Origin of the sequence: Streptomyces tropicalis (assembly GCF_029269835.1) — a bacterium.
Lineage (GTDB): Bacteria > Actinomycetota > Actinomycetes > Streptomycetales > Streptomycetaceae > Streptomyces > Streptomyces tropicalis.
Genome location: NZ_JARJBB010000013.1, coordinates 120,209 through 144,502 on the forward strand (window position 1 = coordinate 120,209; position 24,294 = coordinate 144,502).

Consider the following 24,294-nt stretch of genomic DNA (forward strand, 5'->3'; position numbering starts at 1 on the left):
TCAAGAGGCAGCGACTGCTGAGTGAGGTGGCCATGGAACCCACGGAACCGCGGGCACGGGTGGTGGTGGGTGTGGACGGTTCGCCGTCCTCGTACGCCGCGCTGCGCTGGGCGGCGCGGTACGCGCGGCAGGTCGGCGCGGTGGTGGAGGCGATCCACGTCTGGGACACGCCCTCGGCGATCGGCTGGAGCGGGCCCGCGATCGATCCCGACTTCGACCTGGAGCAGGCCCGGCAGCGCTTCGCCGACGAACTGCGCGCCGTCTACTCCGACGAGCATCCGTCCGGGGTCGAGGAGCATCTCGTGGAGGGTGACCCGTCGGAGGTGCTGATCCGGGCGTCGGACGGCGCGGACCTGGTCGTCGTCGGCAGCCGCGGGCGCGGCGGTTTCGCCCGCGCGATGCTGGGGTCGGTCAGCCAGCGCTGCGCCCAGCACGCGGCCTGCCCGGTCGTCGTGGTCCGCCAGGACCACGAGCAGGCGCACTGAGCGCCGGCGTCGTACCGGCCCTCAGGAGTCCTCGCGCGGTGTCGGGGCCGCCGCCCGGTGCTGCGCGGCGGCGGCCCGGCCGCCGCCGCGACCGCAGGCGGGGGCCGTCCCCGGCTCGGCCGCCGGTGTCGTCGGCGTCTCGTCCCGCTGACCCTCGGACCGGGGCGCGGACGGCTGCTCCGCCGGACCGTGCTCGATCTTCGTCCGCGTCCGGAGGCCGTGCGCCAGCGTGTTGGTCACCGTGCAGTGCGAGACCACGGCGCGGAACGCGGGCACGCGGTCCGGCGGCAGGGCCGGGGCGTGCACCGTCACGGTGATGGCCGTGACACGGGCCGGACGGCCCTCGGCCATGCGGTGGCGGGCGTCCACGCGCAGCCCGTCGCGGCTGATGCCGTGGCGGTCGAGGAAGCGGCCCGCGTAGTGCGCGACGCAGGAGGCGACGGACGCGACGAGCAGCTCGACGGGGGTGGGTGCGGTGTCCTCGCCGCCGTCGGACGTGGGCTGGTCGACCGTGAGGACGTGACCGCGGGTGTGGACGGCGTAGACGTCGCCGGTCAGGTGCACCGCCTCCACGCGGCCCGGCGGGCCGGCGGGCGGCGGGTCCACGGCGGCGGCGTGGTGCAGCAGCAGCGCGGCGAGCCGCCGGGCCTCCTCCGGGGTCAGCGACGCCCAGAGTTCGCCCTTGTCCTGGGCCGTGCAGGAGGTCTCCAGGACGACCCGGTCCATGGACGACGGGAGTCCGGGCGGGGCGAAGCGGGTCACGTCGATGGTGCGGCCGCAGCGCGTTCGGATGGTCATCTCGCCTCCCTGCCGGTCGCGCGGCCGGCCCGGCACCGGCCGGCCGGGAGTCACGGCCGCTCCCTGACCGGGGCGGCGCGCGCACTCCGCCGGCCGGGCGGGGGCCGCGGGTCGGGCCCGGCACCCGGTGGCCCGGCTGCCGATCTCCGGTCCTCGGTCGTCCGTGGCCCGGTGGCCCGATGGCCGGTCCTCGGTGGCCGATCGGCGGTCCTCGGACGCCCGAGTGGCCGGTCGCCGGTCGCCGGTCGCAGCGTCCGCCCCGCCCGATCGGCCGGAAGCACCATCGGCCCCGCGCCGGCCCGTTCGGGGCGGGGCGCGTCGGTCGGGCGGCGACCGTCTCCAGGACCGTCGCCGACCGGGCGGTCGCGGCCGGGGCCCGGCTCGCGGGGACGCGGAACCGGATCGCCGGGGTACGGGCCCCGCCGGTCGCAGGTCCCAGTCGACCGCCGGGGCGGTGGCGATGTCTGGGGCCGAACAGGCCACCCACGCCCGCGAAGGTCCCGCACGGCGATTCCGCCGCGCCGGGTGCCGTCCCCTCCGCTTCCGCCCGGTCGCTCCTCCGCGCCCGAGGCCCGGGTGGAGGTGGCCCCACCCGTCGCCCGTCCCGTCCGGCTACGGGTGGAGCCGGGGCGGGGTGTGGGACGCGGCCCAGCGGCGGCGGACGGACTCCTCGTGCTCGGTCTGTTCCAGCGCCTGGTCCGCGGCTGCGAGTTCCGCGGTGAGGCGGGGGATCCAGTGGCGGCGCAGCGCGCGGACGCGCTGCCGGGTGCGGTCGGCCTCGGCAGACAGCAGGGCGGCGGCGGCCAGGGCGACGGCGTACCGCGCCCCGGCCTCGACGGCGTCCCGGTAGGCCGCCTCGGCGTGGACCAGGGCCGTGGAGCGGGCCGCCGCCGCGCCGGGATCGCGGGCCGGGGGTGTCCAGGCGCTGCCGGAGGGGTGGCGGACGCCCATCAGCACGTCCCAGCTCACGTCGAGCGTGCCCGGGGTGCCGGGAGCCGCCTGCGCGACGGATCCCTCTCCCGCGATCACCACCCCTTTCACCAGCCAGTCCTCCGCGGCGGCGATCAGCTCCCGCCAGCGTGCCTCGGCCGTGCGTGCGGTGTCCTCCTGGGCGCGCCGCCGGTCCAGGAGCAGGCGCATCTTGCGTTCCAGCAGGTCGGCGCCGCGCTCCGCCGCGGCGAGCCGGCGGCGCAGGCGCAACCGGCCGGCGCGACCGGGCAGCCGGCTGCGGCGGGCGGTCACGGCTCCGCCCCGGTCGGCCCGGCCCGTCCGGGCGGCGGGGCGCCGGGGCCCGCCGCCGGGCCGGGACCCCCGGTGGCCCGCAGGCGCCGGCGGAGCAGGTCGGCGGGGAGCATGCCGAGGTGTGCCGCGGGGAGGTGGAGCAGGACCTGCCAGGCCCGTTCGAGGGCCGCGTCGAGGGGGCGGTTCTCGTCCTGGCCCTGGGCGACGAAGTCGCGGAGGAAGGCGTCCTCCATGTCGAGGTGCCGGCGGTCGGCGGGGCCGAGCGCGGACTGCCCGACGAGGTCGGCGAGTTCGCGGACCTGGCGGGCCCGGGCCAGCGCGGCGATGAGCTGGGCGGCGACCGCCGGGTGGTCCTCGCGGGTGCGGCCCGCGCCGGCACCCGAACGCAGCAGCCGGGACAGCGACGACAGGGGGTCGACGGGCGGGTACACCCCGCGGGCGTGGGCGGCGGGCGCGAGGACGATCTGTCCCTCCGTGATGTATCCGGTGAGGTCGGGGACGGGATGGGTGATGTCCCCGGCCGGCATGGTCAGCACCGGCAGCACGGTCACGGATCCGGGGCGCCCGCGGATCCTCCCGCAGCGCTCGTAGAGGGAGGCGAAGTCGCTGTACAGGTATCCGGGGTAGGCGCGCCGGGCCGGGATCTCGCCGCGGGAGGCGGAGACCTCGCGCAGGGCCTCCGCGTAGGCGGTCATGTCGCCCATCACGACGAGGACGTGGCGGCCGCCGGTGAAAGCGAGGTGCTCGGCCACGGTCAGGGCGATGCGGGGGGTCAGCAGGCGTTCGATCACCGGGTCGTCGGCGGTGTTGAGGAGGAGGACCAGTTCGCCGGCCGCGGCGCGCTCGCCGAGTCCCTCGCGGACGGCGAGCGCCTCGGCGTGGGTCAGGCCGAGTCCGGCGAAGACGACGCAGAAGGGCTCGCCGCCGCACGAGGACTGTGCGGCGATCTGCACGGCGAGTTCGAGGTGCGGGAGTCCCGCGGCCGAGAACACCGGCAGTTTCTGGCCCCGCACCAGGGTGGTCAGCACGTCGATGGCGCCGACACCGGTGAGTACGGGCTCGGCCGGCGGTGTGCGGCGCACCGGGTTGACGGGCGCCCCGGCGACGTCGGCGGTGTCCGGGGCGAAGACGGGTGGCCCGCCGTCGACGGGTTCCCCGCGGCCGTTGCACGTGCGGCCCAGCCAGCCGGGCCCGACGGGGATGCGCAGCGGCGAGCCGGTGAACGCGATCCGGGTACGGCGGGGGTCGAGGCCCGAGGTGCCCTCCAGCACCTGGACGACGGCGAGGTCCCGGTCGACCTCCAGGACGAGCCCGTGGCGGGGCGCGCCGTCCGCGGTGCGGACCAGCGCGAACTCGTCCCACCCGACGCCCGCGACGCCGTCGACCAGGAGGAGCGGGCCGCGCAGCTCGCGCACGGCGGTGTACTCGACCTCGCTCACGGGTTCACCGCACCTCCTTCAGTCGGGCCAGCACGGTGTCCCGGGCCGCCGCGATGCCCGCGGTCTCCCGTGGGCCCGCCTCCTCGCGGGCCCGCAGCAGCGGGGTGAAGTCGACCTCCTCGACGGAGTCGGCGCGGGCGGCGGTGTCCGCGGTCCGCGCGCACGCGTCGGCCACGGCGAGCACCGCGTCGGCGAGGGCGGCGGTCCTGGCGGGTGAGCAGGTGGCGTCGGCCGGGGACAGCGCGCTCTGCTGGAGCAGTCCCTCGCGCAGCAGCCGCCCGCCCAGGACGCTCATCCGCTCGGCGGGGGGCAGCGCGGTGATGCCGACGAGTTCGACGAGGTCGGCGAGCCGGTCGGCCTCCGCGAGCAGCCGGGTGACGCGGGCGCGGCGGGCGGACAGGTCGGGGTCGTCCTGTCCGGCGGGGCCGCGGGCGAGGGGGGCCGCGTCCCGGGAGAAGGAGTCGGCCCAGGAGACGGCGGGGTAGTGGCGGGCGTAGGCGAGGTCGCGGTCGAGGGCCCACAGGCAGCGCACGAACCGCTCGGTGTGCGCCGTGACGGGTTCGGTGAAGTCGCCGCCGGGCGGGGAGACGGCGCCGAGCAGGGTCACCGATCCGGTGGTGCCGCCGAGGGTGCGCACCACGGCGGCCCGTTCGTAGAAGGCGGCCAGCTCGGAGGCGAGGCCGGCGGGGTAGCCCTCTTCGGCGGGCAGTTCGCCCATGCGGGCCGCGAACTCCCGCAGGGCCTCGGCCCAGCGGGAGGTGGAGTCGGCGATCACGACCACGTCGAGGCCCATGTCGCGGAAGTACTCGGCGACGGTGGCCGCGGTGTGGACGCCGGCCTCGCGGGCCATCATCGGCATGTCGGAGGTGTTCGCGACGACGACGGTGCGGTCGGCGAGGAGTCCGCCGGTACGGGGGTCCTCCAGCCGGGACAGTTCGGCGATCACCTCGGCCATCTCGTTGCCGCGCTCGCCGCAGCCCACGTAGACGATGACGTCCGCGTCGCACCACTTGGCGATCTGGTGGAGCAGCATCGTCTTGCCGGTGCCGAAGCCGCCGGGCACGGCGACGGTGCCGCCGCGGGCCACCGGGAAGAGCAGGTCGATGACGCGCTGGCCGGTGACGAGCGGCGACCGGGGCGCGAGGCGTTCCCGTACGGGCCGCGGGGTGCGCACCCCGCACGGTTCGGACAGGTGGACGGGCGTGCCGCCGACGACGGCGACCGGGTCGTCGGCCCGGTAGCGGCCGGCGGGTGCGAGGTCCTGCACGGGGCCGGAGCAGCCCGCGGGGACGAGGATCCGCAGCTGCGGGTCGCCCGGTACGTCGCCGAGGACGTCGCCGGCGGCCACCGTGTCGCCGGCGCGGGCGCGCGGGGTGAAGGGCCAGGTGCGGTCGTCGTCGGGCGGGGGGCCGCCGGATGCGGCGAGGAGCCGGTCGCCGGCCGCGTCCAGCGGGCGGAGCAGGCCGTCGAAGACGCCGCCGAGCAGTGCGGGGCCCAGCCGCACGGTGAGCGGGTGGCCCTGCGGCCGGGCCGGATGGCCGGGGGCCAGGGAACCGGTGTAGGCATAGGCCTGGGCAGTGGCGACGCCGTCCCTGATGGCGACGACCTCGCCGGGGAGCCGTGCCGGGCCCAGGAGCACCAGGTCGTGCATGGCCACGCCGGGGACGTAGCCGAACTCGACCAGCGGCCCGGCCACGCGGACCACGGACGGCTCCGGGACTCCGCCCGGCGTCACGGCGCCCACAGGTCCTCCGTGCGGGCGCCGAGGCGGGTCAGTGCGCGCTCGGCGAGGGCGGCCGGGGTCAGGTCCACGCGGCGTCCCGGAGCGGCGGCGACGACACCGCCGCCGGGGCCGGGGGTGATGGTGGCGTCCGGGCCGAGCAGCCGGTGCGCCCGCGCGGCGAGGGCCTCGGGAAGGCCGTCGCGGTGCGCGGCCTCGGTGCGGACGCCGTCGGCGACCCGGCGGCGCAGGGTGTCGAAGGCCGCCTGCCGGGCCGCGAGTTCGGCGTGCGCGGCGTCGCGGCGGGCGTGGACCAGGTCGAGGGCGGCTGCGGCGGCGCCGTCGCGGCGGCCGGTCTCCCGGGCCTCGGCGAGGACGACGTCGGCGCGGGCGCGGGCGGCGGCGAGCGTCTCCCTCGCGTCGGCGCGGGCGCGGGCCGCCTCGGCCGCGGCGTCGGCGCGGGCCTCGGCGAGAAGGGCCGCACGGACGGGTTCGAGGGCCGCGTCGCAGCGGCGGCTCGTCGCGGTCACGGCGGCAGCACCACCATCAGGGGCGGCCCGGCGGCGGGGCGGTCGCCGAGGGCGTCGGCGGCCCGCGGGGTGAGGAAGACGAGGACCACGTCGGCGGGCAGGGCGTCCCAGGCCGCCCGTGCGGTGCCGGGGTCCTCCGCGGGGAGCACGACCACGCCGGCGAGGGCGAGTCCGCCGACCCTGGTCCGCTCTCCGATGGCGGCCACGGTCCCCATCGGTCAGGCCCGCCCGAGCAGGAGGATCGCGACGACCAGGCCGTAGACGGCGATGCCCTCGGCCAGGCCGACGATCACCATGGCGCGGCCGAAGAGCTCGGGCCGTTCGCTGAGGGCGGCCAGCGCGGCGGCTCCCGTGTAGGCGACGGCGATGGACGCGCCGATCGACGCGCCGGCCACGGCGATGGCCGCGCCGATGAGGGCGGCGCCGCCCGCTCCCGTCGTGCTCCCGCCGCCGGCGGCCTGCGCGGGCGCCGACAGGGCGGTCAGGACGATGACCCCGGCACCGCCGAGGAGGACCGCGTCGGCGGCCAGGATCCACCGCAGCGCGTGCCGGGGCCGGCGGCGGGCGAGCAGACGGACGGCCGCGAAGGCCGCGGCGACGAGCGGCAGGACGATCAGCCAGGCGAGCATGCGGTCACCTCCGGTTCCGCGCCGCGGGGCGCGGGGTGGGCCGGCCGGACGTGCCAGGGCCGGAACGGCCGGCCCTGGGACTCGAAGAGCCGGGAGAAGAGCTCGTAGTACTCGAGCCGCAGGGCCTGCACCGCGGCCACCAGGGCCTCCAGGGCGAAGGTGAGGGCGGTCCCGGCCGCGAAGAGGACGACGGCGCCCGCGAGTCCGGGGCCGCCGTGCCGGGCCAGGCCCAGGGTGCCGCGCCACACGAGGGCGGCGAGGGCGGCGTGGGTGAGCCCGAAGGCGGCGAGCCGGGCGAAGGAGACCGTGTTGGTGGCGACGCGCACGACCACGTCGTACAGCCGCACCGCGGTCTCGGAGCCGCCCGCGAAGCCGCCCCGGGTGGTGGCGAAGAAGCCGGCCGCGGTGAGCGCGAGCCCCACCACGGCGAGCGCGGCGCCGGCGGCGGCCGCGCCGGGGCGGTGCACGGCGAGGGCGAGCACGCCGGACGCGACGCCCAGGTGGACCGCGAGGCCGCCGCCGCCCGTCGCCGCGTACAGGGCGCCCGAGGGACCCCGCTCGCGCCAGCGGTTGACGGCGCCCGCCACGTGCGCGCAGGCCAGCAGCACGGCACCCAGGACCACGGCGGCGACGAGCAGCCGCTCGGGGTCGTCCAGCGGGTTCAGCCACAGCACCGGCAGCAGGCCGGTGGGCCCGAAGAACTCCCCGTAGGCGAAGCCGGCCGCGATCCCGCAGGCCCCGGCGCCCAGGAGGAAGGGCCAGATCCGCCGGACCGGCTCCGCCCGGCGGGGCGGGCGGAGCCACAGCAGCACGCCCATCAGCACCAGCAGCGCCCCGTGGCCCACGTCCCCGAACATGATGCCGAAGAGGGCCACGTAGACGACGCCGGCCGGCCAGGACGGGTCGAGGTCCGCGTACGGCACCGTCCCGTACGCGGACACCAGCGGGGTGAACGCGGGCCGGTCGGGCCGCCGCACCCCCGGCAGCAGGGTGGGCGGGTCGACGCCGCGGGGGCGGCTCAGCGGCACGAGGACGGCGCCGGTGCCGCGCAGCCGCTCGGCCAGCCCGGGGACGGCGGCGGACGGGCACCAGCCGGCCAGGGCCGTGACGTCGCCCTGCCGGACCCCGCCGCGGGCCCGCTCCTCCAGTTCCGCCTCGCCCTTGAGCAGGGCGCCGCCGAGGTCTCCCCCGGGCGCGTCCGCGACGGGCCCGGCCGGGTCCAGCCGGGCGGGACCGGGATGGCCGCCGGCCGCCTGGAGCCGCCGGGCGGCAGGGCCGGGCGCCGCACCCTCCGCGACGTCCAGCTCGACGCAGCCGGCGTCGGCCAGCCGGACCAGCGCGGCACGCAGCGCGACGCGCGGCACGACGACGGCCACCCGCCGCATCCGGACCGGCAGCAGTGCCTCAGACCAGGGCATCACGGGCCCCCGGGGCTGCTCCGCCGCGTGCGGCCAGGGCCAGCGCGCCCCGGACGGCCCACGCGTCTGCCGACATCACGGCGACCGCTCCGACGACGACGGCGGGGCCGGTGCGTGCCGTGCGCACGGTGGCCCGGCCGTCGGTGTCCAGCGTGTGCCACCAGTGCAGTTCGGCCCGCCAGAGGTCCCCGGCCGTGCCGGCGTCGTCGAGCACCCACCGGGCCGTCGCGGGCAGGGCGTGCCGGAAGCCGTCGTACGTGGACGCGTCCACGGCGCGGACGCCGAGCAGGGCCGTGGCGCTGCGGCGGGCACCGTCGGACAGGTCCCGCCGGTGCACGAAGTACTCCCGGGCGGTGACCAGCGCGGCCCGGCCCGCGGCCCAGCGGCGGCCCTCGGGGGCGGCGGCCGAGGCGGTGGCCGTGTGCAGCGCGGCCGTGAGGCGCATCGCGCTGAGGAGCGGGCCCGGGATGTCGCTCCCGGGGTCGCCCCAGGCGGAGGCCGCGAGTGCGGCACGGACCGCGGCGGGCGTCGCCGCGGCCGCGAGGGTGCGCCATGCGGTCGCCAGGGCGCCCGGCTCGTACGGCCGCGGGCGGTCGGGGAGCCCGGCGTCGGCGGCCGGTGCCGGTTCCCGCGGATCCTCCGCGCCCGGGGGCGGGGACGCGGTCGGTTCGTCGGAGCCGGGCGGCACGCTGCGTGGCGGGGTGGGGTCGGGGGGAGGACACAGCAGCGCGGTGACGTTGGCGATCTCGAAGCCCGCGGCGAGCGGGCGCAGGATGCCGACCCCGCCCCGGGGCAGCCATCCCGCGAGGACCCGCAGGTGCCACAGCAGCGTCGCCGCGACGGCCCGCTGGGCCGCGGGCAGGGACTCCACGGTGCGGATCCGGGACCGGTACGGCGTCGCGTCGAGCCGCCGCAGAGCCTCGTCGAGGCTGCGGCTGCGGGCGAGTTCGCGGGCGCCCTCCGGGCCGGCGCAGCGGGCCGCGAGGGCGCGCGCCCGGACCGTGCCGGCCACCCAGCCGGCGCTCATCCGGCTCCCCCGCCGTCCGCGGCGCCGCGGAGCGCGTCCGCGACGACCCGGTCCACCAGTGCGGGCATCCGCGCCGCGGCACGGCGGGACAGGTCCCGGGCCGCCGCCCGTCCCGCCCGGCGGACTTCGTCGGCTCGCGCGGCGGCCGCGCCGCGCCCCTCGGCGAAGCCGGCGGCGTGGGCCTCGGCGCGTCCGGCGCGGGCCCGTTCGGCGATCTCCTCGGCCGCCCGGTACGCCTGCCGCCGCACCGCGTCCGCCTCGGCCTGCCCCGCACGCCGGATGTCCGCGGCCTCGTCCTGCGCCCCGGCGAGGAGGGAGAGGAGCGGCTCCAGTTCCGCCGCGCGGTCCGCCGCCCGGTCGGCGGGTACGCCCGCCGCCGCGGCTCCGGCCGTACCGGCCGGGCGGAAGCGCGCGAGGAAGTCGTGGAATCGGAGCACCGTCCACTCCCGGAAGTTCGTCCTTCCGTCCCAGCGTGCTCCCGCGCCGCGTGCCGTGGAGAGGGCCCGGGGTGCCTCGATCGGTGGACCGTCCGGCCCTAGGCTCCGGCGCCCGGGGGCCGGAGCGTGGTGGCGGAGGGGCACGACCGGGCGGCCGCGACCATGGCGGGGGCACGCCGACTGCGGGAGGCCGCAATGAACGAGCGCGAGGCGTACTCCGCCGGATCCGACGCCCGGGGCCGTGCACCGGGGCGGCCACCGGGACCCGCGGAGACCGCCCACGAGGAGATGCTGCTGAGGTACCTGGGGGCGATGGCCGCCGTGTCGTCGAAGCAGGCCCTGCGGCACGCCCCCGCCGGGCAGGCGGAGCCCGGCGGGACGGCCCCGGAGCGGGCCGGTGTCCCGGCGGAGCCGGGATCGGCCACCGCGGCCACCGCGCCGCTGCTGGTCCGGGACGTCATGCAGGTGCCCGCGCCGTCCGTGCCCTGGGACCTGCCGTTCCAGGAGGTCGCCCGGCTCCTGGCGCGTGAGGGCGTGGGGTCCGTCGCCGTGGTGGGCGCGGACGACCGGGTCGTCGGGGTCGTGTCCGAGTCGGACCTGCTGGCGAAGGCCGCCGTGGAGGCACAGGACCACCGGCTCGGCCCGCTGCGGCGCATCCGGGAGCGCAGGCTGCTGGAGAAGGCGCGCGGCGACACCGCCGAGGTCCTGATGACCAGCCCGGCGATCACCGTCCTGCCCGGGGCGTCCGTGGCGGAGGCGGCGTGGCTGGTGGCGCTGTCCCGGCTGAAGCGGGTGCCCGTCACGGACCACGAGGGGCGGCTGGTGGGGTCCGTGCACCGCAACGCCCTGCTGCACGCCCTGATCCGGGACGACGCGGGCATCGAGAAGGAGATCCGCCACCTGGTGACGGTGGTGGCCGGGCCGGGTGCCGCCGACGCGGTGCAGGTCGGCGTCCGGGGCGGCGTGGTCGACCTGCGGGGCCGGCTGCCGGGCGCCGCCGCGGCACGGCTGATGGCCGAGATCGAGGACATGGACGACGTGGTGGAGGTACGGGGCAGCCTGGTCCCGGAGTGACCGCGGCCGTCCCGGGCGGTGCCGTTCCCCGCCCTTCCCGGAGCCCTCTTCCTGCCCCTCCCGGACCGGGGACGACCGTCCTGCCCGGGCGTACCTGTCACGGCCGGGCACCGTTACGGCCGGGCGCGACGGTCCCGGCCGGGCGCGACCACTGCCGGATCCGCCCCGTCCGCCCTCCCGCACCGACCCGGCCCGTCCCTGCCGCCCCGGGGGCGTGCCGAACCGGTCGAGCGCGGGCCGAACCGATCGGTTACGGGCCGGGGCGGCGGCTTTCGGCGGCTCCGGCGGCTTCCGCGGGGGCGGTGCGGGGCCGCTCCCGGGTCCGCGGGCCGCTCACCAGTCCGCGGGCGTGATCCGGCGGCCCGTCAGGCGGGTCGGGCGGATCTCCACCCACAGGGTGCGCTCCCCGCCCGCCCAGGGGTCGGCGTGGACCGTCGCGTCGAGCCGCCGGACGGCACCGGCGTCCGTGACCGCGCGGGCCGGTCCCACGGCCAGCACACTCCAGCCCTGGCTCAGGGCGTCGTCGACGTGGTCGACCTCGAAGGCGACCTCGGCGCCGACGGCCGCCGCGGGCGCTGCCTCGGGCGAGGTGCGGAAGACGATGCCGTCGTCGATCACGTCGTAGTTGACCGGGAAGACGGCGGGACCGTCCGGTGTGGTCAGCGCGACGCGGCCGACCCCGTGCGTCGACAGCAGGGACCGGCACTCGCCCTCGTCCAGGTCGCGCAGCCGGGGGCGGAGCAGCGCGTGCCCCTGACCCGGCGGCAGGTCCTCGCCGCCGCCCTGGAGGTCGACGAGGGTGGTGCCGAGCGCGTCGGCGAGGCGGATCAGGGTCGTCAGGTTCGGGTCCGAGGGCCGCTGCTCCAGGTACGCCAGGTACTGCGGGGACATCCGGGCGCGCCGCGCCGCCTCCTCCAGGTCGAGCCCCTGCCGCCGGCGCGCGGCCGCGACCCGGCGCCCCACGTCGCCGGGGTGTGCCTCGCGGAGGCCGGCCGGCGCCTCCCGGAACCGTGCCGCCGCGGAGTGCCCGGCGGGCCCCGGGGCGTCCTGGTCGGGCCCGAAGTGGTGGACGTGTGCGTCCGGTCCGGGGAAGACGAGCGTGATCTCGCCGGTGTCCGACCAGCGCACGTCGTACGGCGGGGTCCCGTCGTCGTGGTGCAGGCCGACGATCTCGCCGTCGCGCCGGGACGTGCCGGTGACCGCGCTCTCGACCACCAGCCGATCACCCTTGTGAGCGTGCATGACCGAGCCTCCTGCTCTCGAAGGGTCCGGTCCCCAGGATCCCGCCTGCCCGCCCGCGGCACCAACGGGGCTCAAGGTCCCCTCCATGAAGGCCGATCGGCACCTTCTCCTGCGCGGTGGGCCCCGGGCGTCCGGGGCCTGCGGCTGCGACGCTGGAGGGAGGACGCTGGAGGGAGAGGGCCGTGGCGGTACGTCGTCCCGGCGGGCCCCGCCGGCCCCGGGAGCGGAAGGAGTGGGCTCCATGCAGCACCGTGTGGTCGAGGACCTGATGACCCGCGGCGTCGTCCGGGTCGGCCGGGACACGCCGTTCAAGAGGATCGCCCAGTTGCTGGCCGACAACGGCGTGACCGCCGTCCCCGTGATCGACGACACGGGCCGCCCGGTCGGCGTCGTGTCGGAGGCGGATCTGTTGAGCCAGGTGGCCGCGCAGCCCGACCCGGCCGGGCTGCTGCCCCCGCCGGACGCGGCGGGCCGGGGCCCGGCCCGCGTCGACGGCGCGACGGCGGAGGAGCTGATGTCCGCTCCCGCGGTGTGCGCCCGGCCGGAGTGGACCGTGGTGGAGGCCGCCCGGCTGATGGAGGCCCACCGCGTGAAGCGGCTGCCGGTGGTCGACGAGGCCGGCGTCCTCGTGGGCATCGTCAGCCGCGGCGACCTGCTGCGCATCTTCCTGCGCCGCGACGAGGCGATCCGGGAGGAGATCTCCGGTGACGTGCTCGGCCGGACGCTGGGGCTGACGTCCGCCGACGTGACGGTCTCGGTGGCGGACGGCCGGGTGGTCCTGGAGGGCGTGGTGGGCACGCGGAGCGTCGTGCCGGTGATCGAGCGCCTGTGCCGCGGCGTGGACGGCGTCGTGTCGGTGGCGTCGGACATCGTGTACCACGCCGATGACACGACCCACTCGGTCGGCGCCGGCTGACACGGCCGGGCGCCGGATACCGCGCCGCGCGGTGCCGGTCGGACGCCAGGCCGGGAACGAGGATGCCGGGGGGACCGAGGCCGGAGCCGGAGACCGCGACACGAGGCCGGGACCGGGCCGGGACCGAAGACCGCGGCACCACGCCGGAGGGACCAGCCGCGGGGGTGCGCGACCGCCGTCCCGGGGCGCGGCACCCGGCAGGCGTGCTCGGCTCGAAGCCGGTGCCGCCCCGAGCGGGCCGCAAGCCGGGGGAGACCGCCGCCGGCCGGGCCGCAGGGCCGGATGGCCTTCCGGTGGCGCGGAGCGGGACCCGGAAGGCCCTGCCCGACGGTCGGCTCCCGCGTGACCCTGTAGGGGACAGCCGGAGGTGAGCACGATGGCGACGAGGACACGCACCCGGCGGTCGCTGTGGCGCTGGCGGCGCAATCCGCTGCGTCGCCGCGAGGACCTCATCGAAGGCTGGGTCCTGCTGGCCGCCTGGACGGTCGTCGCGGTGGGCGGCCCGCTCGCCGGGGCGGCAAGCGGGCAGGCGACGGCGGACAGCCTCGCCCAGCAGCGCACCGACCGGCACCCGGTCACCGCCACGTTCGCCGGCGACGCCCAGCGGCGCGTCGACCGCTTCGGGTCGGCGGGCGACCGCGTCCTCGGCACCGTCCGCTGGACGGCACCCGACGGCACCGGCCGCACGGGCCGCACCCTGGTCGACGGCGGGCTCCAGCCCGGCGCCCGGCTCGTGGTGTGGGTCGACGGGCACCAGCGGATCACGGTCCAGCCGCCGACTCCGGCCCAGGCCACCACCCAGGCGGCGGCGACCGGCGTCACGGCGGCCCTCGCCGTCGGCGGGATCGCGGCCGGCGGGTACTACGCGGTGCACGCGGCCCTGGACCGGCGCCGCGGCCGCGCCTGGGAGGCGGAGTGGGAGAAGGTCGGCCCGCAATGGGGCCGTACGACGCACTGACGCGCCCCACGACCCGCGCCCGCCACGCGCTCCCCGAGCACCGAGCCCGGTGCTCCGGGCTCCGAGTTCGGTGCTCCGGGCCGGGCTCCGCGGACCGCGGCCCAGCCTGCCGCCCCGGCCTCGGCGCGGCCGCGCACCGCACGGATCGGCGACCGACCCGGTGAGGTGACGCGATGCGCGGCGTGGTGACGGTGGGCGTGGACGGATCGGCGCCGGGTCTCGCCGCCGCGGCGTGCGCCGCGCGGGAGGCCGAGGTGCGCGGTGCCGTACTGCACGTGGTGCACGCCCACTCGTGGCCGATGGCGCACGCGTCGCTGGACCGGGTGCTGTCCCGGGCGAAGCGGGCCCGGCTGCGGGAGACGGCGGACCGTCTCCTGGAGGACGCCGTGGCACGGGCGTGCTCGGCCGCGCCGGGCGTGGACGTCTCCGCCCGGGTCGTGCAGGGTGATCCGCTGACCGTGCTGCGGGCCGAGTCCGGGCGGGCTGATCTCGTGGTCGTGGGGAGCCGGGGCCCGGCCGCGCCGGCGGGGCCGTGGCGGGGTGCCACGGCGGCCGGTCTGGCCGCCCGCGGCCGGTGTCCCGTCCTGGTGGTCCCGGGTCCGGGTGATGCCCGGGGTCCCGTGGTGCTCGGTGTGGACGGCTCCCCGTCGGGCGCCGAGGCCGTGCGGTTCGCGTTCGACGAGGCCGCCCGGTGCGGGGCGCCGCTGCTGGCGCTGCACGCCTGGACGACTCAGAGCACGTCACCGGCCACGGCGGCCGGTCCTCCCCCGGCAGCCGGTTCGCCCGCGGCCGGGCCCGGCGGTGGCACCGCTGCGGAGGAGCGGCTGCTGGCCGAGGCGGTCGCGGGCCGGCGCGAACGGTATCCCGAGGTGGCGGTGGAGGCCCGGCTGGTGGCGGGTGCGCCGCGGGAGGCGCTGGTGGAGGCGAGCCGCACCGCCCGGCTCACGGTCGTCGGCTCGCGGGGGCGCACCGGGTTCGCCGGACTGCGCCCGGGATCCGTGAGCGCGGCCCTGCTGCTCCGTGCGCACGGCCCCGTCGCGGTGGTGCGCGGCGCGCCGCACGACGACCGGGCGACCGGTGGCGCACGGGACGCCTCCGCGCGGCAGGAGGCCCGGCACGGCCGTGCCGGGCCCGGCACGCGGGCGGAGGAGAGCCGGGCGTCCCGCTGACCGCCCGTCAGCCGTACCGCACAGCGCCCTCCGGTGCCGCTGCGTTCGGCGCGGTGCCGATCCGGGCCGGCGCCGATCCGCACGAAACGCGATCCGCGCGGCGCCGGTCCCTACGAGGCCGATCCGCACGGCGCCGGCCCGTACGAAGCCGCTCCGCACGTCCCGACCACCGCACCCGGGGACCGCCCGTCGCGCCGTCCCCGGTGCGGCCGCCGGGCCGCGGCGAAAGGGCCGAACGACCCAAGCGTGCCGTGCGGGCTCCCCGTCACCATGGGGAGCGGAGGCCGGAACGGTTCCGGAGCCCCCGCCCCGGGCGCGTCCCGGCGGGACCCGGAACGGGAGCCGGAGACCCCCGGCGGCGCGGCCCCGGGCACGGAGACCGCGCGCCCCATTCCGGGAGGCGTCGATGTCGTACACCGAGGGCCGCAGGCCGATCGTGGTGGGGGTCGACCCGGATCCGCAGAAGCGGGTGGCGCTCGCCTGGGGCGCCGACGAGGCCGACCGGCGCAGGCTGCCCCTCCTGCTGGTGCACGCGCAGGGGGAGCCCGTGCCCGGGTACCGGCCCCTGCAGGGTCGCCCGTCCTGGGAGGGCTGGAAGGACGAGCTGCACACCAGCGGCGACCGGACGCTCAAGGAGGCGGTCTCCTTCGTGGAGGCCCGGCACCCGCGCCTGGAGGTGTCCGGGCTGCTGGCCGAGGGCCGGCCGGACTGGGTGCTCGGCGAGCAGGCCCGGCAGGCCGCGCAGGTCGTGATCGGGTCCTGGCACCTGAGCTCCGCACGGGAGCGGTTCGGGTCGTCCGCGGTGGCGCTGCCGCTCGTCGCGCACGCCCCGTGCCCGGTCGTCGTGGTGCCGGAGCCGGAGCACCTGACGCAGCAGCCGGCCTACTTCGTGGTCGGTGTCGACGGCAGCCCGCACGCGGCGTCCGCCGTGGACTTCGCCTTCGAGGAGGCCGCGATGCGCGGTGCGCTGCTGCGCGCCCTGTACGTCTGGCGGCCGCCGGTGCTCGGCGTCTTCGACGAGTACGCGGCGCTCCAGGAGTGCCGGAGGATGCTGTCGGAGACGGTCGCGGGGCGTACCGCCGCGCACCCGGAGGTCGAATTGCGCCACGACGTGGTGAAGGGCCACCCGGTGGAGGTGCTCACCGAGGCGGCCGAGCACGCGCTGGGCCTGGTGGTGGGCAGCCGGGGGCTGGGCGGCTTCGGCGGCATGATGCTCGGCTCGGTGAGCCAGGGCGTGCTGCATCACGCCCGGTGCCCGGTGCTGGTCGTGCCCCGCAGCGACGGCGACTGACCGGCGCGGGCACGGCGGACCACGACGTACACCGGGTACGGGGGCTCCCCGGGGACCGTCAGCTCCGGGAGCGGTCCGGCGGTCCGCCGACGGGGGCGTGCCACACCACGCGGGTGCCGCCGGACCCGGGGGCGACGAGTGCCAGGTCGCCGCCGAGTCTGCGGGCCCGCTCCGTCATGTTGGCGAGGCCGCTGCGCCGCCCGTCGGCGGGCAGGCCCACGCCGTCGTCGGTGACCGTGAGGCGGACCTCCTTGCCGTCGGTCTCCAGCACGACCTCCGCGCGGTCGGCGTGCGCGTGGCGGGCGATGTTGGTCAGGGCCTCGGAGAGGACGGCGACGACGTGGTCGGCGGTCTCCCGCGGCACATGGGTGTCGAGCAGCCCCTCCATGCGCACGCTGGGGGCGAAGCCGAGGAGGGGGGCGGCCTCGCCGACCACGCGTACGGCGCGGGTGCGCAGCCCGGGGGCGGTGTCGTCGCCGCGGCTGCGCAGACCGAAGATCGTCGACCGGATGATCTTGATGGTCTCGTCGAGGTCGTCCACCGCGCGCAGGACGCGTTCCTTGGCCTCGGTGTGCTCGATGAACCGGCCCGCGCTCTGCAGTGTCATGCCGGTCGCGAACAGCCGCTGGATGGCGAGGTCGTGCAGGTCCCGGGCGATGCGGTCGCGGTCCTCCAGGAGGGCGATCTGCTCGGCGTCCTGGCGGCGCTCGGCGAGCTCCATGGCGACGGCGGCCTGCGCGGCGAACACCTGGAGCTGTTCCATCTCCTGGCCGGAGAACGGGTGGGCGCCGGCCGCCCGGACCAGCAGCACCACACCGCGGACCCGGTCGTCGGAGCCGATCGGCACGGCCCCGGCGGGCCCGAGCCCGGTGAAGCGCGGCTGCCCGCCCGAGATCCGCTCGTCCCGGGCCGCGTCGGGGGTGGTGACCGGGACGCCGCCGGTGTACGCCTGCCCGAGGAGGGTGCCGTGTACCGGGAGCACCAGCCCGCGCAGCACCTCCGCCTCCTCGCCGATGGCCAGTTCGACGGTGAGGGAGTCGGTGTCCGTCATGGGCACGGCCACCACGGCGAGGGCGGCGCCGGTGATCTCCCGGGCGCGTTCCGCGATCAGGCCGAGGACACCGCCCTGGACGGTGCCGGACATGAGGCTGTGGGTGATCTCCGCGTTGGCCTGCAGCCAGCGCTCACGCAGCCGGGACTCCTCGTAGAGGCGGGCGTTGTCGATGGCCACGCCGGCGGCGACGGCGAGTGTCGACAGCACCGACTCGTCGTCCTCGTCGAACTGCAGCCCGCCGCGCTTCTCGGTGAGGTAGAGGTTGCCGAAGATCTGGTCGCGCACCCGGATCGGCACCCCGAGGAAGGTGTTCATCGGGGGGTGGTGGTCCGGGAAGCCGTACGACGCCGGGTGCTCGGAGAGCTTGGTGAGCCGCAGCGGGGCCGGGTGGCGGATCAGCTCGCCGAGGATGCCGTGGCCCTCCGGGTACGGACCGATGCGCGCGATCTGCTCGGGGCTCACCCCCACGGTGTGGAACGCCGACAGCCGCCTGCCGTCCGGGCCGATCACGCCGAGGGCGGCGTACTCGGCGTCGACGAGGGTCGCGGCGGCCTCCACGATGCTGTTCAGCGCCTGTTCCAGGTCGAGCTCGCGGCCGACGGAGAGGACCGCCTCCAGCAGGCTGTGCACCCGGTCCCGGGTGCCGCGCGCCGAGTCGAGGCGGGCCTGCAGTTCGTCGAGCAGTTCGTCGAGCCGCAGCTGGGGCAGCCGTACGCGGGCCTCCTGAGCGTCCCCGGAGCTTCCCACCGCTGATCCTCCATGCCCCGACACCGTAACGACAGCCGTCCCGCTCGTCTCTCACAGTAGCGGTTCCGTCACGGCGGCGACACGGGATCAGCGCGCCCCGGGCGTCGGCCCGGACCGGCGCGGCGATCCGCGGGGCGGGTCAGTGGCCGTCGCCACGCAGCCGGTCCTGCGCCTGGGTGGCGATCACGGCGGCCTGGATGCGCCGCTCCACACCGAGTTTGGCGAGCAGCCGCGAGATGTGGTTCTTGACGGTCTTCTCGGCCAGGTAGAGCCGCTGGCCGATCTGGCGGTTGGTCAGGCCCTCGCCGATCAGCGCCAGGATCTCCCGCTCCCGCTCGGTCAGCCCTGGCAGCGCGTCCGGTTCGGCCTCCTGGGGCGGGCCGCCGCGCAGCCGGGCCATGAGCTTGGTGGTGGCGCTCGGGTCGAGCAGCGACTGGCCGCGGGCCACGGTGCGCACCGCCGACACCAGGTCGGAGCCCTGGATCTGCTTCAGGACGTAGCCGGAGGCGCCGGCCATGATCGAGTCGAGCAGCGCCTCCTCGTCGTCGAACGAGGTGAGCATCAGGCAGGCGAGGTCGGGCAGGCGCGAGCGCAGTTCGCGGCAGACGGTCACGCCGTCGCCGTCGGGCAGGCGGACGTCGAGGACGGCGACGTCCGGACGGAGCGCGGGGACCCGCACCAGGGCCTGTTCCGCGGTGGCGGCCTCGCCGACCACGGTGATGTCCGGTTCGTCGTCCAGCAGGTCGTGCACCCCGCGCCGCACCACTTCGTGGTCGTCCAGGAGGAAGACCCGGATCGGGGTGCCGGGGCCGGCCTGCTCACGCTCCGCCATCGGTTGCTCCTCGGGGTGTGTCCGGTGGTCCACTCGGGATCCTTCCCCGGAGGGGGACCCTTGGCCAGGGCCGGTCGGCCCTCTTTCGCCCGTACGGGACGCGGCCGCGCTCCCCCGGCGCCCGCCCGCCTGCACCGTCGTGCAGGAGGCGGTCGGCCGGGCGGAGAGCGGGCAGGGCCCGGCGGGTGGAGCGGACCCGCCCCGGCACGCGGCGCCCGCGCCGTCAGCCGTCCCACGTCCAGTCGGCCACCTCGGGAAGGTCGGTGCCGTGCTCCCGGATCCACGCGTGGTGGCGCAGCCGTGCGTCCTCCATGGTGCGACGCACGGCCGCGGCGCGCACCGCGAGTCCGGGCACGCGGTCGATGACGTCCATGACCAGGCGGTAGCGGTCCATGTCGTTGCCGACCACCATGTCGAACGGTGTGGTGGTGGTGCCGATCTCCTTGTATCCGCGGACGTGCAGGTGCGGGTGTCCGGCCCGGCGGTAGGCGAGGCGGTGGATGAGCCAGGGGTAGCCGTGGTACGCGAAGATCACCGGCCGGTCCGTGGTGAAGAGCCCGTCGTACTCGAAGTCGCTCATCCCGTGCGGGTGTTCCTCGGCGGGCAGCAGCCGGGCGAGGTCGACGACGTTGACCACCCGCACGGCGAGTGAGGGCAGGTGGCGGCGGAGCAGCTGGGCGGCGGCCAGCACCTCCTGGGTGGGCACGTCGCCCGCGCAGGCGAGCACGACGTCCGGTGCGCGGGTGCCGTCCTCGGTGCCCGCCCACTCCCACAGCCCGGCGCCGCGGGCGCAGTGGGCCCGGGCCTGCTCCGGGGAGAGCCAGTCGAAGCAGGGCTGCTTGCCCGCGACGACGACGTTGACGTAGTCGCGGCTGCGCAGCACGTGGTCGGCGACGGCGAGCAGGGTGTTGGCGTCCGGCGGCAGGTAGACCCGTACGGCCTCGGGGCTCTTGTTCAGGACGTGGTCGACGAATCCGGGGTCCTGGTGGGAGAAGCCGTTGTGGTCCTGGCGCCACACGTGCGAGGTGAGCAGGTAGTTGAGGGAGGCGACGGGGGCGCGCCAGGGCAGGCCGCGGGTGGTGCGCAGCCATTTGACGTGCTGGTTGACCATCGAGTCGACGATGTGGGCGAAGGCCTCGTAGCAGGAGAAGAGTCCGTGCCGGCCGGTGAGGAGGTACCCCTCCAGCCAGCCCTGGCACGTGTGTTCGGACAGGATCTCCATCACCCGGCCGTGCCGGTCGAGGTGTTCGTCGGTGCCGAGGGTCTCGGCCTGCCACGCCTTCCCGGTGCGGGCGTAGACGGCCTCGAGGCGGTTGGAGGCGGTCTCGTCGGGGCCGACGAGCCGGAAGTCGCGGCGTCCGGCGGTCGCTTCCATCACGTCGCTCAGCAGGGCGCCGAGGACGCGGGTGGGTTCGTGCAGGGAGGAGCCGGGCTTGTCGACCGGGACGGCGTGGCGCTCCAGGGGCGGCAGCGGCAGCGAGCGCAGCAGCAGTCCGCCGTTGGCGTGCGGGTTCGCGCCCAGCCGGCGGCGCCCCTCGGGGAGCAGGGCGCGCACGGCGGCGCGCGGGGCGCCGTACTCGTCGAAGAGCTCCTCGGGCCGGTACGACCGCAGCCAGCCCTCCAGCAGGCGCAGGTGCTCGGGGTCCTCCCGCACGCCGGAGAGGGGGACCTGGTGGGCGCGCCAGGTGCCCTCCACGGGCAGCCCGTCGACCTCGGCGGGGCCGGTCCAGCCCTTCGGGGTGCGCAGGACGATCATCGGCCAGCGCGGCCGGTCGGTGGCACCCCCGGTGCGGGCGGCGTCCTGGAGTGCGGCGATGCGGTCGAGGGCGGTGTCCAGGGCGTGGGCCATCGCCCGGTGCACGGCCTCCGGGTCGTCACCGGTGACGTGCAGCGGTTCGTGTCCGTAACCCCGCAGGAGCGCGTCGAGTTCGGCCTCCGGGAGCCGGGCCAGGACGGCGGGGTTGGCGATCTTGTAGCCGTTTAGGTGCAGGATCGGCAGGACGGCTCCGTCGTTCACCGGGTCGAGGAACTTGTTCGAGTGCCAGGACGCGGCCAGCGGTCCGGTCTCGGCCTCGCCGTCCCCGATCACGCAGGTCACCAGCAGGCCCGGGTTGTCGAAGGCGGCGCCGTAGGCGTGCGAGAGCGCGTAGCCGAGTTCGCCGCCCTCGTGGATCGAGCCCGGCGTCTGCGGGGCGACGTGGCTCGGCACTCCGCCGGGGAAGGAGAACTGCCGGAACAGCAGGGCCATTCCGGCCGCGTCCCGGGTGACGTCCGGGTACACCTCGGTGTAGGAGCCCTCCAGCCAGGAGTTGGCGAGCACGGCCGGGCCGCCGTGGCCGGGGCCCCAGACGCACACGGCGTCCAGGTCGCGTGCCCTGATGACGCGGTTGAGGTGGGTGTGGACCAGGTTGAGGCCCGGCGAGGTGCCCCAGTGGCCGAGCAGCCGCGGCTTGACGTGCTCCGGGCGCAGGGGTTCGGTCAGCAGGGGGTTGGCCATCAGGTAGATCTGGCCCACGGAGAGGTAGTTGGCGGCGCGCCAGTGGGCGTCCAGGGCGGCGAGCTCGTCCTGCGGGAGTTCCCGGGCGGGGTCGTCCTGCGGCGGCGTGGCGGGTGCCTGCCGGGGGTCGGCGGCCATCGGAGGTCCTTTCCGTGACGGACGGGGGTCGGACGGTGCTGTGTGCCGGGGCGCACGAGTCCGCCTCCGGCACACGGTCCACCCTCCGGCGCCGGGCGGGGTCGCCGACAGGGCCGTTCGGGTCACTCCGCGGCCGGACCCGCTGCGACGCCGACCCGCGCCTCGCCCCGCCCCTCGGCCCGCGCCTCGCCCCGCGTCCGCCCGTGTCCTCGCGCGCTCCCCGGCAGCGACTGGGCAGCGCTCGGCCCGGGACCAAGGTCACGCATTCATATCGGACATATTACGCTTCAATCTTCACACGAGGCACACACGTTCGCTAAGTTGACGCCAGGTCGCATGACTTCCTCCGGCGAACCCCGTCGGAGCGTGCGGCCACCGCCGAGTCCGGTGCGTCCCTGCGGCCGCCGGAACCGGGGAGCCGGCTCCTCGGGGTGAATCGGCCGGCCGCCGCGCGCGGCACGGCCGTCGGGCACACCTTCCGGATCCGTCCGCCCGAACCCGACAGGCGCCCCGGCAGGCGGCCCGTGGAAGGAGTGCGTCTCTCGTGGCGCCGGAACGACCTTCGCGCCCGGGCGGCTTCGGCCTCCCCGGTGCGCGCGACTTCGACCCGGGGGCGGCAGTGGACGACGTCGTCCCCAGCCCTGCCGAGGTCCAGCAGCGGATCAGCCGCCTCTACGACCGGGCCGAGACGGCCACCGGGAACTACAACGCGACGCGGGCGATGAACAGGGCCCAGCGCTCGCGCACCGCCCCGGTTCCGGCCCGCTCCGCCCGGTCCGCGGATCCCGCCCTGGACGCGCTGGCCAGACGGTGGATGGACGTCGCGCGTGCGCAGTCGGGTCCGAGCGTCGCCGCGGCTCTCCCGCCCGGCCGCCGTCCGCAGCCCGGGGACTCGCGCACGGCGCTGCCCGCGGCACGGACCGCAGCCGCCCTCCCGGAGCGGGGACGCGAACTGCCCGCCCCGGCCCGCCTGGAGCTGACCGCCGGCCCGTCCGACCCGGAACCGGTGGCCGGTCCCACGGCGGCCAGGGCCCTCGTCGCTCCGGCCGGGCCACCTGCCCTGCCCGCGGCCGGCACCGCCCCCGGGGCGGACGGCACCGCGGGTCCCGGCGCCCTGCCCTCCGGCGGCACGGGCCGGCTGCCGTACGGGGACGCCACCGCGCTGCTCCCCGGACCCGCGGGCACGCCTCCCGCCGGTCCTGCGGACGGGCTGCCCGGCCCCGTCGACGCACTGTCCACCCGCGTCATGGAGGCGCTGCCCTCCGGGGCCCTGGACGTACCGTCCACCGGCCGCACGGACGCACTGGCCACCGGCTCCATGGACGTGCTGTCCACCGGCCTCACGGGTCGGCCGCCCTCCGCGGGCGCGGACCCGTGGCCCGTCGTGGGCGGGGGTGCGCAGCCCCTGGCGGAGACTGCGGTGTGGCCCGCCGGGGCCGTGCCGGCACCGGTCGACGCAAGCGCCGGCGACGGGGGGCCGATGATCGTGGCTCCCCGGCCGAACCTGTCCGCAGCGGAGTTGACGGAGGTTCCGCCCACGGGCCTCGGCGCCGCGCCGGCCGCGCTCGCGGCGGCGGCACCCTTCGGGGGGACCGTCCCCGGCGCGCTCGACGGGACGTGGGGCAGCACGCCTCCCCCGGTGCCGGCGTACGCCGGCGGGACCGGCGCTCCGCCCGGGCCCCTCAAATCCGCGACCGCCCGGGCCGTGCGGCCCCGCTCGCAGGTGGACCGGTCCGCCAAGGAGCGGCTGCGGCGCCAACTCGCCCAGTCCCAGGGCGTGCTGGCGCGGCACGCGGCGCAGTCCGCGACCCGCCCGGCGACCGCCGCCGGGGCACCCTCCGCCGCGGAGCCGTGGCGCGGCACGCCCACGGCGCCGTGGACCGAAACGCCCCTCACGGCGGGGCAGTCACCCCTTGCGGACGGTCCGGTGCCGCCCACCGCGGTCGGCACGCCCGGCGGCACCGTGCAGGGATACGGGGGCGGCCTCCCGCAGGGATACGACGTCAGCCCCGGCCAGGGGTACGGCGCCGGACCCACGCAGGGACACGGAGGCGGCACCGCGCAGGGCTACGACGGTGGGCCCGCCCGCGGCGCCGACGTGACCGCGTACCTCGACACACCGCTGTACCTGGACACCGTCGCCTCGATGGCCGCCCCGGCCGTCCCCGCCCTCACCGGCGGTCACACGTTCACCGCGGACCCCGCATTCGCCGCCGCTCCCCGGACCGGTGCGGCGGCTCCGGCCGGCCCGTCCGGCGTCGTCCCGGCCGGGCAGGCGGAGAGGGCACTGGCCTTCGCCCGGGCTCAGATCGGCAGGCCCTGCGTCTGGGGGGCGACCGGACCGGACTCGTACGACTGCGCGAGCCTCACCCAGGCCGCCTGGCGGGTCGCGGGCGTCGCGCTCCCGCGTACCGCCCAGGAGCAGTCGGCCCTCGGCACCGCGGTCCCGCTGGCCGAACTGCGCGCCGGCGACCTGGTCTTCTTCCATGCCGACGCCGGTCATGTGGGCATCTGCACCGGCAGCGGCACCATGGTCCACGCCCCGGGTCCCGGGACGCCGATCCGGGAGGAGTCGATCTTCTTCGCGGGCGCCCCGGCGATCCGGGGAGCGGTCCGGCCGGCGTGATCCGGACGGCCCCCGGGGCGTGACC

The 24,294-nt window shown here is 77.4% G+C and carries 21 protein-coding genes; 7 read left to right on the top strand and 14 right to left on the bottom strand.

What is annotated here, in order from left to right:
- Positions 1–32 precede the first annotated feature (32 nt).
- Positions 33–485, top strand: a complete 453-nt coding sequence (locus P3H78_RS23295; RefSeq protein ID WP_276111071.1) for a universal stress protein — start codon at positions 33–35, stop codon at positions 483–485.
- Positions 486–506: 21 nt separating this feature from the next.
- Here the strand turns inward: P3H78_RS23295 and P3H78_RS23300 are convergent, their stop codons facing one another.
- The 10 genes from P3H78_RS23300 to P3H78_RS23345 form a co-directional block, all read right to left on the bottom strand.
- Entirely contained in the window at positions 507–1,283 is a 777-nt protein-coding gene (locus tag P3H78_RS23300; RefSeq protein WP_276111072.1) for an OsmC family protein, read from the bottom strand.
- Between the two features lie 612 nt (positions 1,284–1,895).
- Complete coding sequence (locus P3H78_RS23305) at positions 1,896–2,525, bottom strand: V-type ATP synthase subunit D (protein WP_276111073.1); 630 nt, start codon at positions 2,523–2,525, stop codon at positions 1,896–1,898.
- Entirely contained in the window at positions 2,522–3,964 is a 1,443-nt protein-coding gene (locus P3H78_RS23310; protein ID WP_276111074.1) for a V-type ATP synthase subunit B, read from the bottom strand. The genes P3H78_RS23305 and P3H78_RS23310 overlap by 4 nt, the downstream gene beginning before the upstream one ends.
- A gap of 4 nt (positions 3,965–3,968) precedes the next feature.
- A complete protein-coding gene (locus P3H78_RS23315) occupies positions 3,969–5,708 on the bottom strand; it encodes a V-type ATP synthase subunit A (protein ID WP_276111075.1) in 1,740 nt (579 codons plus the stop codon).
- Positions 5,696–6,214, bottom strand: a complete 519-nt coding sequence (locus P3H78_RS23320) for a hypothetical protein (RefSeq protein ID WP_276111076.1) — start codon at positions 6,212–6,214, stop codon at positions 5,696–5,698. Before P3H78_RS23320 ends, P3H78_RS23315 begins: the two co-directional genes overlap by 13 nt.
- Positions 6,211–6,420: a hypothetical protein gene (locus tag P3H78_RS23325; protein WP_438828024.1), complete on the bottom strand. Its 210-nt coding sequence runs from the start codon at positions 6,418–6,420 to the stop codon at positions 6,211–6,213. Before P3H78_RS23325 ends, P3H78_RS23320 begins: the two co-directional genes overlap by 4 nt.
- Positions 6,421–6,432: 12 nt before the next feature.
- On the bottom strand, positions 6,433–6,843 hold the full coding sequence (locus tag P3H78_RS23330) for an ATP synthase subunit C (RefSeq protein ID WP_276111078.1): 411 nt from the start codon (positions 6,841–6,843) through the stop codon (positions 6,433–6,435).
- Positions 6,828–8,261, bottom strand: coding sequence for a V-type ATPase 116kDa subunit family protein (locus P3H78_RS23335; protein ID WP_276111079.1), 1,434 nt, complete (start codon positions 8,259–8,261; stop codon positions 6,828–6,830). Before P3H78_RS23335 ends, P3H78_RS23330 begins: the two co-directional genes overlap by 16 nt.
- The gene (locus tag P3H78_RS23340; RefSeq protein WP_276111080.1) at positions 8,248–9,288 is read right to left on the bottom strand and encodes a hypothetical protein; all 1,041 of its coding nucleotides are present in this window, start codon (positions 9,286–9,288) and stop codon (positions 8,248–8,250) included. Before P3H78_RS23340 ends, P3H78_RS23335 begins: the two co-directional genes overlap by 14 nt.
- On the bottom strand, positions 9,285–9,725 hold the full coding sequence (locus tag P3H78_RS23345) for a hypothetical protein (protein ID WP_276111081.1): 441 nt from the start codon (positions 9,723–9,725) through the stop codon (positions 9,285–9,287). The genes P3H78_RS23340 and P3H78_RS23345 overlap by 4 nt, the downstream gene beginning before the upstream one ends.
- Positions 9,726–9,920: 195 nt before the next feature.
- On the opposite strand from P3H78_RS23345, the gene P3H78_RS23350 reads away from it, so the two are divergent.
- Complete coding sequence (locus P3H78_RS23350; RefSeq protein WP_276111082.1) at positions 9,921–10,799, top strand: CBS domain-containing protein; 879 nt, start codon at positions 9,921–9,923, stop codon at positions 10,797–10,799.
- Positions 10,800–11,132: 333 nt separating this feature from the next.
- Here P3H78_RS23350 and P3H78_RS23355 read toward each other — a convergent pair whose 3' ends face one another.
- Positions 11,133–12,041 carry a pyridoxamine 5'-phosphate oxidase family protein gene (locus P3H78_RS23355; protein ID WP_276111083.1) on the bottom strand — a complete coding sequence of 303 codons (909 nt, stop codon included), beginning with the start codon at positions 12,039–12,041 and terminating at the stop codon, positions 11,133–11,135.
- A 241-nt stretch (positions 12,042–12,282) separates the two neighbouring features.
- Here P3H78_RS23355 and P3H78_RS23360 point away from each other — a divergent pair, with 241 nt between their 5' ends.
- The 4 genes from P3H78_RS23360 (at position 12,283) to P3H78_RS23375 (ending at position 16,375) form a co-directional block, all read left to right on the top strand.
- Positions 12,283–12,957 carry a CBS domain-containing protein gene (locus tag P3H78_RS23360; RefSeq protein WP_276111084.1) on the top strand — a complete coding sequence of 225 codons (675 nt, stop codon included), beginning with the start codon at positions 12,283–12,285 and terminating at the stop codon, positions 12,955–12,957.
- A gap of 376 nt (positions 12,958–13,333) precedes the next feature.
- Positions 13,334–13,915: an Rv1733c family protein gene (locus P3H78_RS23365; RefSeq protein WP_276111085.1), complete on the top strand. Its 582-nt coding sequence runs from the start codon at positions 13,334–13,336 to the stop codon at positions 13,913–13,915.
- A 173-nt stretch (positions 13,916–14,088) separates the two neighbouring features.
- Positions 14,089–15,084 (top strand): universal stress protein, encoded by a 996-nt coding sequence (locus P3H78_RS23370; protein ID WP_276111086.1) that lies wholly within the window; start codon positions 14,089–14,091, stop codon positions 15,082–15,084.
- A gap of 406 nt (positions 15,085–15,490) precedes the next feature.
- The gene (locus tag P3H78_RS23375; RefSeq protein WP_276111087.1) at positions 15,491–16,375 is read left to right on the top strand and encodes a universal stress protein; all 885 of its coding nucleotides are present in this window, start codon (positions 15,491–15,493) and stop codon (positions 16,373–16,375) included.
- Positions 16,376–16,433: 58 nt separating this feature from the next.
- Here P3H78_RS23375 and P3H78_RS23380 read toward each other — a convergent pair whose 3' ends face one another.
- From P3H78_RS23380 to P3H78_RS23390, 3 genes are all read right to left on the bottom strand, one after another.
- Positions 16,434–18,176, bottom strand: coding sequence for a sensor histidine kinase (locus tag P3H78_RS23380; RefSeq protein WP_276111088.1), 1,743 nt, complete (start codon positions 18,174–18,176; stop codon positions 16,434–16,436).
- Between the two features lie 139 nt (positions 18,177–18,315).
- Positions 18,316–19,008: a response regulator gene (locus P3H78_RS23385; protein WP_276111089.1), complete on the bottom strand. Its 693-nt coding sequence runs from the start codon at positions 19,006–19,008 to the stop codon at positions 18,316–18,318.
- Positions 19,009–19,231: 223 nt separating this feature from the next.
- On the bottom strand, positions 19,232–21,643 hold the full coding sequence (locus tag P3H78_RS23390) for a phosphoketolase family protein (RefSeq protein ID WP_276111090.1): 2,412 nt from the start codon (positions 21,641–21,643) through the stop codon (positions 19,232–19,234).
- 544 nt (positions 21,644–22,187) lie between these two features.
- Between P3H78_RS23390 and P3H78_RS23395 the strand changes: the two genes are divergently transcribed.
- A complete protein-coding gene (locus tag P3H78_RS23395; protein WP_276111091.1) occupies positions 22,188–24,269 on the top strand; it encodes an NlpC/P60 family protein in 2,082 nt (693 codons plus the stop codon).
- The last annotated feature ends 25 nt before the right edge of the window (positions 24,270–24,294 follow it).

Excerpts from the sequence above, each read along its gene's own strand:
- P3H78_RS23295 (WP_276111071.1), top strand. The coding sequence starts at position 33 with ATGGAACCCACGGAACCGCGGGCACGGGTGGTGGTGGGTGTGGACGGT.
- P3H78_RS23300 (WP_276111072.1), bottom strand. The coding sequence starts at position 1,283 with ATGACCATCCGAACGCGCTGCGGCCGCACCATCGACGTGACCCGCTTC.
- P3H78_RS23330 (WP_276111078.1), bottom strand. The coding sequence starts at position 6,843 with ATGCTCGCCTGGCTGATCGTCCTGCCGCTCGTCGCCGCGGCCTTCGCG.
- P3H78_RS23335 (WP_276111079.1), bottom strand. The coding sequence starts at position 8,261 with ATGCCCTGGTCTGAGGCACTGCTGCCGGTCCGGATGCGGCGGGTGGCC.
- P3H78_RS23340 (WP_276111080.1), bottom strand. The coding sequence starts at position 9,288 with ATGAGCGCCGGCTGGGTGGCCGGCACGGTCCGGGCGCGCGCCCTCGCG.
- P3H78_RS23350 (WP_276111082.1), top strand. The coding sequence starts at position 9,921 with ATGAACGAGCGCGAGGCGTACTCCGCCGGATCCGACGCCCGGGGCCGT.
- P3H78_RS23355 (WP_276111083.1), bottom strand. The coding sequence starts at position 12,041 with ATGCACGCTCACAAGGGTGATCGGCTGGTGGTCGAGAGCGCGGTCACC.
- P3H78_RS23360 (WP_276111084.1), top strand. The coding sequence starts at position 12,283 with ATGCAGCACCGTGTGGTCGAGGACCTGATGACCCGCGGCGTCGTCCGG.
- P3H78_RS23365 (WP_276111085.1), top strand. The coding sequence starts at position 13,334 with ATGGCGACGAGGACACGCACCCGGCGGTCGCTGTGGCGCTGGCGGCGC.
- P3H78_RS23370 (WP_276111086.1), top strand. The coding sequence starts at position 14,089 with ATGCGCGGCGTGGTGACGGTGGGCGTGGACGGATCGGCGCCGGGTCTC.
- P3H78_RS23375 (WP_276111087.1), top strand. The coding sequence starts at position 15,491 with ATGTCGTACACCGAGGGCCGCAGGCCGATCGTGGTGGGGGTCGACCCG.
- P3H78_RS23385 (WP_276111089.1), bottom strand. The coding sequence starts at position 19,008 with ATGGCGGAGCGTGAGCAGGCCGGCCCCGGCACCCCGATCCGGGTCTTC.
- P3H78_RS23390 (WP_276111090.1), bottom strand. The coding sequence starts at position 21,643 with ATGGCCGCCGACCCCCGGCAGGCACCCGCCACGCCGCCGCAGGACGAC.